The organism is Rhizobium sp. Leaf453 (genome assembly GCF_001425605.1).
Lineage (GTDB): Bacteria > Pseudomonadota > Alphaproteobacteria > Rhizobiales > Rhizobiaceae > Pararhizobium.
Genome location: NZ_LMRG01000014.1, coordinates 1 through 12479, shown reverse-complemented (window position 1 = coordinate 12479; position 12479 = coordinate 1). Strand labels below are relative to the sequence as shown.

The 12479-nt window shown below is 58.2% G+C and carries 17 protein-coding genes; 8 read left to right on the top strand and 9 right to left on the bottom strand.

Annotated features, from left to right (window positions below):
- Positions 1–4 precede the first annotated feature (4 nt).
- The 4 genes from ASG68_RS17430 to ASG68_RS17415 all read left to right on the top strand — a co-directional run bounded on the left by ASG68_RS17430 (position 5) and on the right by ASG68_RS17415 (position 3462).
- Entirely contained in the window at positions 5–1000 is a 996-nt protein-coding gene (locus ASG68_RS17430) for a DctP family TRAP transporter solute-binding subunit (RefSeq protein ID WP_062603746.1), read from the top strand.
- Between the two features lie 88 nt (positions 1001–1088).
- Positions 1089–1628 carry a TRAP transporter small permease gene (locus ASG68_RS17425; protein WP_413814024.1) on the top strand — a complete coding sequence of 180 codons (540 nt, stop codon included), beginning with the start codon at positions 1089–1091 and terminating at the stop codon, positions 1626–1628.
- A 3-nt stretch (positions 1629–1631) separates the two neighbouring features.
- On the top strand, positions 1632–2912 hold the full coding sequence (locus ASG68_RS17420) for a TRAP transporter large permease (protein WP_062603751.1): 1281 nt from the start codon (positions 1632–1634) through the stop codon (positions 2910–2912).
- Between the two features lies 1 nt (position 2913).
- Positions 2914–3462 (top strand): gluconokinase, encoded by a 549-nt coding sequence (locus ASG68_RS17415; RefSeq protein ID WP_062603753.1) that lies wholly within the window; start codon positions 2914–2916, stop codon positions 3460–3462.
- Here ASG68_RS17415 and ASG68_RS17410 read toward each other — a convergent pair.
- The 3 genes from ASG68_RS17410 to ASG68_RS17400 form a co-directional block, all read right to left on the bottom strand.
- The gene (locus ASG68_RS17410) at positions 3454–4365 is read right to left on the bottom strand and encodes a LysR substrate-binding domain-containing protein (protein WP_062581738.1); all 912 of its coding nucleotides are present in this window, start codon (positions 4363–4365) and stop codon (positions 3454–3456) included. The two genes, ASG68_RS17415 and ASG68_RS17410, sit on opposite strands and share 9 nt — an antisense overlap.
- Positions 4366–5003: 638 nt before the next feature.
- Entirely contained in the window at positions 5004–5255 is a 252-nt protein-coding gene (locus ASG68_RS17405; RefSeq protein WP_062581736.1) for a hypothetical protein, read from the bottom strand.
- Positions 5252–5545, bottom strand: coding sequence for a hypothetical protein (locus tag ASG68_RS17400; RefSeq protein ID WP_062609931.1), 294 nt, complete (start codon positions 5543–5545; stop codon positions 5252–5254). Before ASG68_RS17400 ends, ASG68_RS17405 begins: the two co-directional genes overlap by 4 nt.
- A gap of 395 nt (positions 5546–5940) precedes the next feature.
- Between ASG68_RS17400 and ASG68_RS17395 the strand changes: the two genes are divergently transcribed.
- Positions 5941–6366: a hypothetical protein gene (locus tag ASG68_RS17395; RefSeq protein WP_082478529.1), complete on the top strand. Its 426-nt coding sequence runs from the start codon at positions 5941–5943 to the stop codon at positions 6364–6366.
- Positions 6367–6376: 10 nt separating this feature from the next.
- On the opposite strand, the gene ASG68_RS17390 is transcribed toward ASG68_RS17395, so the two are convergent.
- The 6 genes from ASG68_RS17390 to ASG68_RS17370 all read right to left on the bottom strand — a co-directional run bounded on the left by ASG68_RS17390 (position 6377) and on the right by ASG68_RS17370 (position 10373).
- Positions 6377–6568 carry a hypothetical protein gene (locus ASG68_RS17390; protein ID WP_062603757.1) on the bottom strand — a complete coding sequence of 64 codons (192 nt, stop codon included), beginning with the start codon at positions 6566–6568 and terminating at the stop codon, positions 6377–6379.
- Between the two features lie 94 nt (positions 6569–6662).
- A complete protein-coding gene (locus ASG68_RS31470; protein ID WP_062603759.1) occupies positions 6663–6842 on the bottom strand; it encodes a hypothetical protein in 180 nt (59 codons plus the stop codon).
- 196 nt (positions 6843–7038) lie between these two features.
- Complete coding sequence (locus ASG68_RS17385) at positions 7039–7440, bottom strand: DUF1236 domain-containing protein (protein ID WP_062603761.1); 402 nt, start codon at positions 7438–7440, stop codon at positions 7039–7041.
- Positions 7441–7546: 106 nt separating this feature from the next.
- A complete protein-coding gene (locus ASG68_RS17380) occupies positions 7547–8197 on the bottom strand; it encodes a LuxR C-terminal-related transcriptional regulator (RefSeq protein ID WP_062581722.1) in 651 nt (216 codons plus the stop codon).
- Complete coding sequence (locus tag ASG68_RS17375; protein ID WP_244484269.1) at positions 8194–9630, bottom strand: sensor histidine kinase; 1437 nt, start codon at positions 9628–9630, stop codon at positions 8194–8196. The genes ASG68_RS17380 and ASG68_RS17375 overlap by 4 nt, the downstream gene beginning before the upstream one ends.
- Positions 9631–9728: 98 nt before the next feature.
- Positions 9729–10373, bottom strand: a complete 645-nt coding sequence (locus ASG68_RS17370) for a BA14K family protein (RefSeq protein ID WP_210173830.1) — start codon at positions 10371–10373, stop codon at positions 9729–9731.
- A 288-nt stretch (positions 10374–10661) separates the two neighbouring features.
- On the opposite strand from ASG68_RS17370, the gene ASG68_RS30730 reads away from it, so the two are divergent.
- From ASG68_RS30730 to ASG68_RS17355, 3 genes are all read left to right on the top strand, one after another.
- Positions 10662–11141 (top strand): BA14K family protein, encoded by a 480-nt coding sequence (locus ASG68_RS30730; RefSeq protein WP_244484268.1) that lies wholly within the window; start codon positions 10662–10664, stop codon positions 11139–11141.
- A gap of 380 nt (positions 11142–11521) precedes the next feature.
- Positions 11522–11830, top strand: a 309-nt coding sequence (locus ASG68_RS17360; RefSeq protein ID WP_244484267.1) for a PepSY domain-containing protein, incomplete at its 5' end; no start/stop codon positions are given.
- Positions 11831–11864: 34 nt separating this feature from the next.
- Positions 11865–12479 (top strand): general stress protein, encoded by a 615-nt coding sequence (locus tag ASG68_RS17355; RefSeq protein WP_062609930.1) that lies wholly within the window; start codon positions 11865–11867, stop codon positions 12477–12479.

Genomic DNA, 12479 nt, shown 5'->3' with positions numbered 1-12479 from the left:
GACCATGAGACACTACACCCTTCGCAGCCTGATCGCTGCAGCGGCTTTGATGACCGCCTCGATCGCCCACGCGGAAACCCTGACGCTGTCCACGCCGGACGCGGACACATCGGAGATCACGCTGGCTGCAAAGAAATTTGCCGAAATCGTATCCACCAAGACCAATGGCGAACTGACCATCAAGGTCTTCCCGAACGGCACGCTCTATGGCGGTGATCCCTCGGCCGGCGTGAAGCAGCTGGCCGGCGGCTCGCTGGATATGCTGCTCAATTCGACATCGCTCTACGCGACCTTCAATCCCAAGTTCACGGCCATCGCGATACCCTACCAGTTCCGCGATATCGAGCAGTTGCGGGCCTATCTCGACAGCGATCTCGGTCAGGAACTGCAGTCGGATCTCGGCAATATAGGCATCAAGGGTGTCGATCTCTGGTCGCGTCCGCTGCGCCAGATCACCAATTCCAAGCTCCCGATCACGTCCCCCGCCGATATGAAGGGCATGAAGCTCCGCGTCCCGAACAACCCGCTGTGGGTCGAGTTTTTCGGCGCCATGGGTGCCGCCCCGACACCGATGGCTTTCGCGGAAGTTTATAACGCTCTGCAGCTGAAAGTCGTCGATGGTCAGGAGAATCCGATCAACGTGCCGGTCAGCGCCAAGCTCTACGAAGTCCAGACTTACGCAACGATTAGCAACCACATTGCCGATGCCTGGGTTCTTGGCATGAACCCGGCACGCTATGATGGCTTGAGCGATGCCTTCAAGGCGGCACTGAACGATGCGGCGAAGGAGACGGAAGCCTGGAAGGCCGAGAATGATGCCGCGGATATCGAAAAGTCGCTCGCGACGCTGAAGGCGAATGGCATGGAGGTCAACGAGCTGACCGACGATCAGCGCAAGGCCTTCGTTGATATTGCGGCCAGTCTCGAGGAGAAGTTCTCCGCACTCGTGAAGGACCAGTCCTTCTTCGACCGCACGCGCGCCTTCGCCACCACGAACTGATGCCTCGCCGGCACTTTGCCTGAAGACAAGGTGCCGGCTATCCATCCGTCCATGCACTCCTGTGAAGGGCATTCGTATGCGTAGTTCCATGAGTTCACTGCTGGGTACCGTGGTCAGGATCATCGCCGATGTTGCGGCGGGTGCTGCCTGTGCCGGCGTCCTGATCGTTGTCCTTCTGCAGGTTGTCGGCCGGTTGACGGGGCACCCGTTGCCCTGGACCGAGGAGGCCACTCGCTTTCTCTTTATATGGATGGTCTTTCTCGGCCTTGCGGCAGGTTTTCGGACGGTGGAAAGCGCCCGCGTCGTTGTCTTCCTCGTCATGGGCCGTCGGTTGTTCCAGCACCTGGCAGTACCGATTTATGTCGGGTCATCCGTTCTCTTCTTCGGGCTGATGGGCTGGACCGGGTTCACGCTCATGCGCCAGCAGATCATGATGAACGAAACGGCCGCGACCCTGCCCATTCCCATGTGGCTCATCGGCATGGTCATGCCGGTCTCGGCAGTCATAGCGATCTTGGCGATCATCGATTCGCTGCACAGCCGTCGTGATCTGATCGCCCTTCCCGAACTCGGACTTCCGGCGGGCGAGATTGCCCATGCCGATGTGTCCATCACATCAGGACATTGATCCATGTCGGTCTTTCTTCTCGTCGCGTTCTTCGGGCTCAGCATGCTCGGCATTCCGCTTGCTGTCGCCTTGGCGCTGGCCAGCGTCGCCACCTTGTGGCTGTTCACCTCCATGCCGCTCGATCTGTTGTCACAGACGATGTTCTCCTCGATGAACTCGTTTCTGCTGGTTGCGGTACCTCTGTTCATTCTGGTTGGTACGGTGATGGAGCGCGGGCGAGTGGCCGAGCGCATCTTCGATTTCGCTGAAGCCATCGTCGGCTGGCTGCCGGGCGGCCTGGGCCACGTCAACGTGATCTCATCGGTGATCTTCTCCGGCGTATCCGGCTCTTCCGTCGCCGATATCGCCTCGGTTGGCGCCATCGAGATCAAGGCCATGGAGCGCCACGGCTTTCCAAAGGGTTATGCGGTCGGCATGACACTCTGTACCGCGACACTGTCGTCGATCATTCCGCCATCGATCCTCGTCGTCATTGCCGGCTCGATCGCGAATGTTTCCATCGGAACGCTGCTGGTGGCCGGTCTGGTGCCAGGCCTCTTCATCGCCTTCGCCTTCATGGTCTTCAACCACTTTTATTCCGTTTACTACGGTTACAATCCTCCTTCACCCTTCAATCTGCGCATGGTTGTCATCAGCGGTCTTCGCGCCATTCTGCCGATGCTGACGCCGCTGATCCTGATCATCGGGATCGCCAGCGGCCTGTTCACGCCGACCGAAGCAGCCGCGATCGCTGTGGTCTATGTCGGCATACTCGGGGTTCTGGTCTACCGCACGCTTCCGGTTAGCGAATTGCCGGAAATCCTGATCTCGACGGCGCGTATTTCCGGGACGATCCTGTTCATCGCGGCGACATCGCAGATTGCCGCCTGGGTGTTCACCTATGACGGCTTGCCGGAAAAGGTTGCCGATCTGCTGCAGGCAATGCACCTCGGTCCGTTGACGGGCATGTTGGTCATCTTCGTCTTCCTGCTGATCATCGGTATCTTCATGGAGGCCATTCCGGCCATGTTCATCCTCATTCCGGTGCTGATGCCGCCGGTGGAGGCGCTCGGCATCGATCCCATCCACTTTCTGATCGTCACGGTGATGACGCTGACACTCGGTCTCGTGACGCCACCGGTCGGCGTTTGCCTGTTCGCCGCGGCACAGGTGGCCAATATGAGGGTCGAGGACGTCATTCGTGGTTCGCTTGCGCCGATGGCGGTGTTGACGCTGGCAATCTTCGCTCTTGTGCTCTTCCCGATCCTGACACTCGGTCCGATCCGTCTGCTGGGGATGTATTGACATGGGAGGTCGGCAAGTCTCCCCCATCCAGAGTGGCAAATACCCCGGATTTATCGTGGTCATGGGTGTCGCCGGGACTGGGAAATCAGAGATAGGCCGGCGTCTTGCCGGCCTTCTCGACTGCGCCTTCATCGAGGCGGACGACTTGCATTCTCCCGAAAACGTCGAGCGAATGCGCAACGGCCATCCCCTGACGGATGAACTTCGCATGCCTTGGCTAAACAGCGTGTGCGATAGTGCGTTGGCGATCGACGAATCGCCCGTTGTCATCGCCTGTTCAGTCCTGAAGCGCAGCTATCGGGAGTTGTTTCGAGAGCGGCTACCAGGGGTCCGCTTCCTGTTCTTAAATGGTGCCCCGGAATTGATCTCAGCGCGGTTGGAAGCGAGGGAGGGGCACTTCGCCACCGGTTCATTGCTGGAGAGCCAGCTTGCCACATTGGAGGTACCCGGCGGCGTCGAAGAGGCAATCTGGCTGGGAATTACGCTGCCGCCAGATTTGATTGCCGAGAGGGCGGCTGTCGAGTTGCTTGATCCCGCTCACTCAACCTGACAGAGAGCCCGATGGATAGGTTTTCTGCCAAGTCTCCCTTTCCAGTCGCAGCCAATCGAGAAATATGCGCACCTTTTTCTGCCGAAGATGATCACGCGGACAAACGATCCATTGTGTCGTGATCCTGACGACTGGTGGAGACGCCACCGGGCAGACGAGACGCCCATTTTCGATCTCGTCTCCCATCATGAGTGTGCTCTCGAGGGCGATGCCCATACCCCGGATCGCAGCGTCAATGGCCATGTGACTGCGGTCGAACAGGATACGGCGCCAACGTTCTTTTGGTGCAATTCCGGCTAAGGGAAACCAGCCGTTCCATTGTGCTTGCGATTTTGCAGAATGGATAAGGCGATGATCGAGCAGGTCTTCAGGCTTCATGCTGCCAGCCGGCGCATAATTTGGAGAGCAGACCGGATAGAACTGCTCGTCTGCGACACCCTCGACGAAAAGGCCGGGCCAGCGGCCGTCCCCATGCCGGATCTCGATATCGACGGCTTCCTGGTTGAAGTCTGTCGGTTCGTTGGTGCCATCGAGGCGAAGCTCGAGGTCAGGATGCTTGTCGAGCAGGGTGCTCAGTCGCGGCAGCAGCCATTTGTTGGACAGGGTTGGGGTAGCGCGCACGGTCAATGTCGTCACTGACCTGAAACCACGGATTGTGCCGGTGGCGTCTTCGATACGCTCGATCTGGTCGGCGATCATCGAGAAATATCGCTCACCCGCCTCCGTTAATACGATCCCGCGGCCGGCCTTCGCCAAAAGCGTGACGCCGAGTTGGCCTTCCAGCAACTGAATCTGCTGGCTGACGGCGGATGGCGTTACTCGCAGCTCTTCTGCGGCACGCGAAATGCTTCCTGCGCGACCGGCGGCGTGAAAAACCAGGATCGACTTGATGGGGAGTTGCATGGTTGTCCTGAACTCTCTTGGTCGAGCTAATCTATTGCAAGTGCTTCTGAAACGAAACTCTCATCTTGCGCTGGTGCCGCGCCCCGAGAGCGCCCAGCAATGCGGAAATGCATTGCTGCAATGCAAGCTCTCTGCTGCAACTCGCCGCCCCTTTCCTCTATAAGATTTTTAAGAGATTAACCAGAAAGCGATCCAATGACCCACGGTTCAGAACATACACGTTGGCATGTCGGCCAGAAGCTCTGGGACGCCCTAGTCTGCGCACGGACGCGTGAGGCTCAACGTATGCTGTCGCAGAGCCAAAAGCGTATCGAACGCTGAAGAGATTCAGTAATTATGTTTGCCCTGCTCTTTATCTGCAGTCGTCCAGTTGGCTGTAGTCCAAACCGCGCGTTCCGAGGGTTGCTTGCAAACTCAGCATGAAATGTGAGCGAAGCGCTTGAGCGTGGACGCTATGCAGTGAATGGATGCCCACTCTTCATAAATGTTTCCCGACGCAAAAATACTTCACCTAAAGTTCGGAAGCTCCGTGATAGCAGTCGCGACGCCAGCTCGAAAATTCCAATGCACTAGCGTTCCTTAGGGTGGCGGTCGCCCGCACGAAACGATGCCGGCACGGTAAAAATCCGCGGACACACTTAGCCTTCATCGCCGGGACCGTAGGCTACCTTCGTCCAGACCACCGACCACTCATTCGAGCTGCCTTCATTGAAGACGTAACAGCCATCGGAAGGCAATTCGTCTCGCCAGGGATCCATGGTCAACCACGCCGGCGGCGCTATCCCTGGCAGCTTCAACATTTGCAGCACGTCATAGAGCTCCGGCAACGTCGTGACCTTCTGGACGTCGTGCTGCCCGCCGGCTTTGATCGTCCAGGCGTAATGGGTCACGGGGCCGTTTCCTCCACATCGACGACGATCCCAATCGGCTCCATGGCCTCCACGAACCTTTCCACCACGTTACCGTGATCATTCAGGATGTCGAGTATCGCGTCTACAGGCAAGCGGCGCAGTTGAACCCGGTAAATTCCGGTTCGCTCGGGAACGTGTCGGTTTGGATCTTCGCGCAAGAAGCGGCGATGACTGCGAGCGTCATGATACGCGCGCGTTTCGTCCGACACATAGGACAGCGAACTTCCGTTCCCCAAAGTGTAGGCGTAGATCGTGAACCCGTCCGTCATACCAATTACCTCCACTGTGATGCGCCTGCGCGACGTCTCGCCGCGCCGGGTCGTTCAATCTGTCAACGATCATAGCGCATGTGCTCTCACCAAGGCATCCGACTTCAGTCTTCCATGAGACCTAGACTTTTGACGTCTTGGCCGGGCAGGCGCGTGCTCAAGGCCGGATTTCTCTGCGGTGTGGCGCTTTCAACGACCCGGTCACAGGACCTTAGTATCACTTGGGGCGGGCGAAAGGTCCCACTTTCCACGAAAGCCAAGGCTTAGCATTGACGATCCAGACGGGCGCAACCAGAGTATAAGTTGAGATGCGGCCCGCGCCATCTCAACCCGCCGTTCGGCCGCTTCGCTGGTGATGCCGGATAGTATGCAATTTTGCATTCAGGGAGTGAGTCGTGCCAACGCGCCAAAAGAACGTCCAGCTTCAGCTTTCGATTGTCCTCAGTGCGCTCATCGCCGCCGCTCCTTGTTCGGTGAGCGTGTCGGACTACCCAAACGGCTTTATGCTTCAGACCGCACTGGCAAAAAACGGCAACAACGGAAATGGAGGTAGCAATAATAACGGCGGAGGGAACGGAAACGGCGGCGGAAACAAGGGCGGCAAGAGCGAGACGCCAGGAAACTCGAACTCTCAGGGAGCGAAGGACAAGGGTGTGACCAGCAAGGGTAGCTCCGCATCGCTTTCGGTTCGCCACGATGATGGAATGAGCGAAGTCGTTCGCAATGGCAGATACATCATGAAAGACTCCAAGGGTCGCACCATCGTCAACCGCCGTGCCACCTTGGGAGACGAGATCCGGCTGCGGCTTTTTCGCCGCTGAACGCTGCGGGTCAAACCGACTTTTGGGCCGCCAACTGTTCGAGTTTGGACTGGATGAACGCCAGCGGCTCCTTCACCATTATTGGGCCGGCGGGCGTCAGGACTCTTGTGAGCTTGTTCTCATTGACCGGATAGATAACGACGAACTGGTCGGCATTCACGTACAATTTCTCATCGCTCTCAGACGTCAGCTCAAGCCACATGGCCACGTGTCCTTTAAAATTAGAGCCATGATACCGGTTGCATGCTTAAGACCGGCTGACCACAGCGCGTTGCGGGCGACGGGACAAACCGCAACTATTTCTTCGCAGCGAGCGTATCGCCGGCGACGGGAATAAAGACCTTCGCCTGTCGCTCCGAGGTGTTAATCATGCCTGTCGAAACAATGGTGGCCGAAATTCCGATCATGACGAGCAGCAGAAAGAAGATCATACCCCCGAGAGAGGAGGATGGCTTAACGGTATTGTCGTAGGACATTGTCGTATCTCGTGTGTATGTTGGTATTGTTCGGTCTCGGGATGATCGGGGCGGCGCTTCCGCGTCGCCCCTCCTGGGGCAGCTCATGCGAGCCTTACGTGCCGATGATGACAATCACGCTAACGAGGCAGATCAGGCGGTTCAGTTGTCATCTTCCCCGTTGTCTGCCGCGTCCAAAAACGCGGAAGCTGTTGTCTTACTGGATGACCTGCACGACCGTGCGTGTCTGCGGGTCGACGATGACGCGCTGTTCGTTAACGACGGTATACGAGTAGCGCGGATCCTCCGCGATGGGCGTCAGTACGACCTCCTGCGGCACGGGTTTTCCCACCACGATCGGCTGTTTGACGACAATGGAGTTCTGCACGGGCTGTTGCTGGACATAGGTGACGACGCGTTCCGGCGGCGGGTCGATGGCAGCACCTGCGATGAGGCCGACAGCACCACCGACGGCAGCACCGACCGGGCCGCCGACGATCGCACCTGTGACCGCGCCACCAGCGGCTCCTGTGACCGCGCTATTGGCGTCATCAGCACAGGCAGAACCGCCCAGGGCAACCGTTACAAAGGCTGATGCGAGAATGAGTTTCGTGTTCATGGCAGTCTCCAATGTTTTTTCACAGGAGCTGAACGTCATGAAACTAAACCTGTTCCCGGCCACGACCTATGCCGTGATCATGCAGGACTTAAGTCCTGGAAATCTCTCAAGTGCGGGTCGTTGCGTCCCTTAAAGTCATGGCCGCTTCCGTTCGATTGCTGATCCCCAGCTTTGCGAAGATGTGGGTCATGTGCTGCTTGATCGTCTTCTCATGCACGCCGAGCCGCAGGGCTATCCGCTTGTTGCTCAAGCCCTCGGCCACAAGGTTGAGGACTTCCTGCTCGCGATTTGTTAGATTGTCGATCGGGTTTCGCCGCTTTGCCAAGGCTTCGGATGATGACATGTCGGACAGCAGCCGTGCCGACAACGACGGCGAGACATACGTGTCACCCGCGTCCACCGATCTCACGATGTCAGCCAGGATCCGTGACCCGACGCCTTTCAGTACGTAGGCTTTCGCACCTTTTGACAACGCACTCATCACGTCATCGCCCGTTTCCGATACCGTCAGCATGATGATCTTCTGCGCAGGGTTAGCCTGCAGGATGGGCTCGATTGCATTCAACCCGCCGCCCGGCATCGAAATATCCATGAGCAGGATACTCGGCTTGAGGGTGGTGCTCAACGAAAGAGCCTCATCGGAGGTAGATCCTTCGCCAACGATCCGGAAGCCTGGGATTTCCGCTAGGATACGCATGACGCCTTCGCGAAACAGCGGATGATCGTCGACGACGCCTATCGTTATCTCTTTGCTCATGCTGGCTCCATCTCATGCAGGTTCAGGGACATGCGCAGCACAGTCCCCTGGGTCGATGTTTTCAAGTCGAAATATCCGCCGAGGCTCTCGACCCGCTCGCGCAGGCCCGACAGTCCAAGACTCGACGGTTTGATGTCCGCCGGCTCGAAGCCCGGACCGATGTCACCGACAGTTATGGACACGTTCTGACCGTCAAAGGTCTGCACGACATATTGTCCAGCTCCGCCGCCGTGCCGGAACCCGTTGTTGAGCGCCTCCTGCAGGAAACGGTAGACGCAGATTTTTACGGACAACGAGACGGTCGAGAGCAGCGGTGAAATGGGAGACATCGACAACCTCACCGCTGTGCCCGTGCGCTGCGTATGCGCTTTGATTGCCCGTTCTATGATCTCCCTGAGATCGGCTCCTTCGATCTGCGGCAGGACAAGGCCACTGCAAATGGTCCGGATTTCCTGCATCGCATCATCCAGACTGGATTTGATCGATGAGATCTCGCCGTCCCTTACCTTCCGCGGCGTGCGGGGATTGCTGATGGCATCGCTGTCGACCTTTAGTGCCGCAAGAGCCACAAGCTGGGCCGGTCCATCGTGCAGTTCGGCGCCCAACCGCCGCAGATATCGCTCGTTCAACGCCGTCGTGCGTTGGCTCGCACGCTGGAGCTTCGCGCTGAGTTCGCCGTTCTGCGTGAGAAGGTCTGAGAGGTCTTGGATCCGCGTCTTCAACGCCTCACGCTGGCTGTCGATCATCCTGCTCCCTTTGAACACGAGGGCAGACAAAATGGCGAAGAATGTCATGGTGAACGCCACCACAGCAATCCAGCTCTGCAGCCGGGCATGGGTCAGGCTGCGCTGGAAATCAGTCGCAACCTCATAGAACTCAAGAACCGCCACGACATCGCCAGACCAAGGCTGAAGCACCGGATTGTAGACCTCGAGGAGCGGCATGCCGCTTTCGCGTTCGCTCTCGCTCCCGACATCGTCGACGTTGTCATACTCAGCAACCATCTTTCCGGTGAGCGCTGCCTGCAGGCCGTCGCTGAGTGGCAACTTCTGGCCGATCTGCTCTTTGTCGTTGGAATACAGAATTACGCCGTCGGGTCGCCAGAGTTTGAACGACATTAGCCGTTTTCCAAGCGCTCCCTGGCCCAGAGTCTCGTCAAGCGCCTGTTTCACGGAGTCGCTCAGGTTGGTGCTGGCCTGCATGTCCGGCAGCAGAGGTGCGATGACGCTATCGACGTAGAGAGCAGTCGCAGCCCCGGAATTCCTGGTGACCGTATCTTCAATGAGCCTGCTGACGAACGCTCCGACGATCATGGTCGCGACGAGCGACACCAAGCCTCCCACGAGAAGAAACTGCTGGGCCAGCGAAGGTGCTTTCCAGTAATCGCCTTTGGAGAAAGCGTGCATCCCTGTCAGATACTCCCAACGCAGCATTGTCAGCCTGCGAACTGTTTGTCACAAACTATGGCGGGGAGGCGGTTCGTCAACGAGCGGGAGCGGGAAAGCCGACGAATTCATACATCGCCTCACCGTCAAATATAAGGAGACACGCAGGAGCGGATTTCGCCGCTAAACGCCCGGTAGGTGTTGTTGCCGGGGTCGTAGGAGCGGTAGCGCGCGAAGCACCACTGGACATGGCTATCACCGGAATAGCCGATCGCACCGATGTTGGATGCTTCCTGGACGACGTCGGCGGTCTCCGAGCCATTGACCGACGCCGTGAACGGCGGTTCGCATTGTCGACGCGCACCGCTGTACGGTTGATATGTGTTGTCCGAAACGCGATAGGACCTATAACGATCGGCGCACCATGCCGCCATTTCCGTATCTACCTGATAATTTAAGATCTGGCCGCCGCCCGCCTTTTCGCCATCGATGGAGAGGTCATGTCGGGCAACCTGCCTCGAAGGTTGGATCGCACTTATGACGATGTTGTCAACGCCGGGGTTCATCTCTGCTGATTTAGGCAGCTCGACGACCAGAGCGGGAAGGCGCTCAAAATTCTGCTTGCCGGGATCGACCGACACCGGACGGGAAGTCCAGAGCGATGTGATGTCTATGTTGCCCAGCTTTTTGACTTCACGCTCGGGAAGGTAATTGGGGATCGCCATGACACTCCCCGCTATCGCGGTGAGAGAGAGTGTAATGCCCAGAACGGGCAGGATAGGACAGGTCATCGATGGCTCCTGCGTTCCGACCGCTCCTGAGAGGCAAGCGAGACCGGTCATTTTGGGAAGGGTTCAGAATGAACTCGAAACGACCTGCCGCATCCCGATAGCGTTATCATTGAGCCACCGAACGCAACCGCTGGAACAGGGTTCCATTTTGGAGCGTCGATACCGCGCCTCTTGGTCTATTGCTGCGAGAAAGCAAGACGAAAGTCCCACGTGTCAAAGCAAAGGTCGCAGAAGGCTGTCAGCGGGGAACCACATAGCGAGGGGATCATTCAGTAGACGAAGCGTGAGATGGCCTCACCGCTCAATCAGGAGATAAAGATGAACCTCTCAGCTTTAAGAGTAGCACCGCTGGCGCTTTCCGCCATCATGTTCGCAACGTCGTTCGGTCCGGTACACGCTCTCGTCGCCCCTCAACAGCCGCATATTAGTTTGCCTGCCCAAGATGTCGAGACCGTGCAGCACCGTCGGCGTCACCACGATGATATCCGCCGCCACGGCTTCCACCGTCGTGGCGACGCAGCCTACTATAATGGCCACCGCGGTTATCACGAGCGCCGCCGCGGCTATCGTCAGTACAATGGAATGTGGTTTCCTCTCGCCGCGTTTGCCACCGGGGCAATTATCGGTGGAGTCGTGGCTGACCGACCAGTTCGGTACGCTGGCAGCCATGTCGAATGGTGTATGAACAGGTATCGCAGCTATCGCGCCTATGACAACACCTATCAGCCGAACTATGGACCAAGGCGCCAGTGTAATTCCCCATACTGAAAAACGGAAATTGCTCAAACAAGCACGGCCGGGTCTTCCTCGCCGTGCTTTTTGCATTTTTGCTCCAAATGTAAAGGTTTGAGCACCACGCTGCGACGGACAAATTTCCATCTGGCGTTGGTCCAGCAGTCGCACGGCATGAGACTTTAGTCTGGGACGGATCCGGCAAAGGTCTAGGGCGTGATTGGCGGCCCCGGTCCTCGGAACCATTTGATTCTTTGAGTGTTCTGTCGTCGAGGATCATTCAACGATCCCGCAAGGAGAACACCATGCAGAAACTTCTTATCGCAGCGGCGGCCGTCGCTTTTTCCGCAACCTCGGTCTTCGCACAGGAAACCAAGCCGGCGGCAAACCCGGACGGCGATACGCCAGCAGTCGCNCTTATCGCAGCGGCGGCCGTCGCTTTTTCCGCAACCTCGGTCTTCGCACAGGAAACCAAGCCGGCGGCAAACCCGGACGGCGATACGCCAGCAGTCGCGACGCCTTCCGACCAGAACGCAACCGCGCCAGTCGAGGGCGCAAACAGCTTTACCGAAGGTCAGGCCAAGGATCGCATCACCGAAGCGGGTTATGCCGAGGTCACCGACCTGAAGCTCGACGACAAGGGCGTGTGGCAGGCCAAGGCGACCAAGGACGGCAAGTCCGTGACGGTGTCGATGGACTACCAGGGCAACATCGTCGCCAAGTAAGCGCGTCTCAAGAACAACAACGAGGAGAAACACCATGACAAAGACCGTAACCGGCCTTTTCGACCATTATTCCGATGCAACTTCGGCCGTCGACCAGCTCAAAGCCGCAGGTATTTCGGACAACGATATCAGCATCGTCTCCAACAACTCGGACGGACGCTTCAAGGACAACGACAATGATGTGGCCGAAGATGCAGGCACCGGCGCCGGCATCGGTGCTGCGGTCGGCGGCGTCGGCGGTCTGCTGACGGGCCTTGGCATCATGGCGATCCCGGGTGTCGGACCGGTTGTTGCCGCAGGCTGGCTGGCGGCCACCGCTGCCGGTGCTGTTGCCGGCGCGGTTGTCGGTGGTGCGGCAGGTGGTATTGTCGGAGCTCTGACGGATTCTGGTGTCGATGAGCGTGATGCTCACGTCTACGCCGAAGGTGTGCGCCGAGGCGGTACCCTGGTGACCGCCAAGGTCGATGACGCCCGTGCCCCGGAAGCCGAAGCTATCCTCCAGCGCTCCAACTGGGTCGATCTGCCGGCTCGCCGAACGGCGTACGAGGGGCAGGGCTGGACCTCCTTCGACAATAAGGCCGATCCTTATTCGCAGGCCGAGATCGATGCCGAGCGGGCGCGTTATGCGGGCCGTGCATCGTCCGTTTAA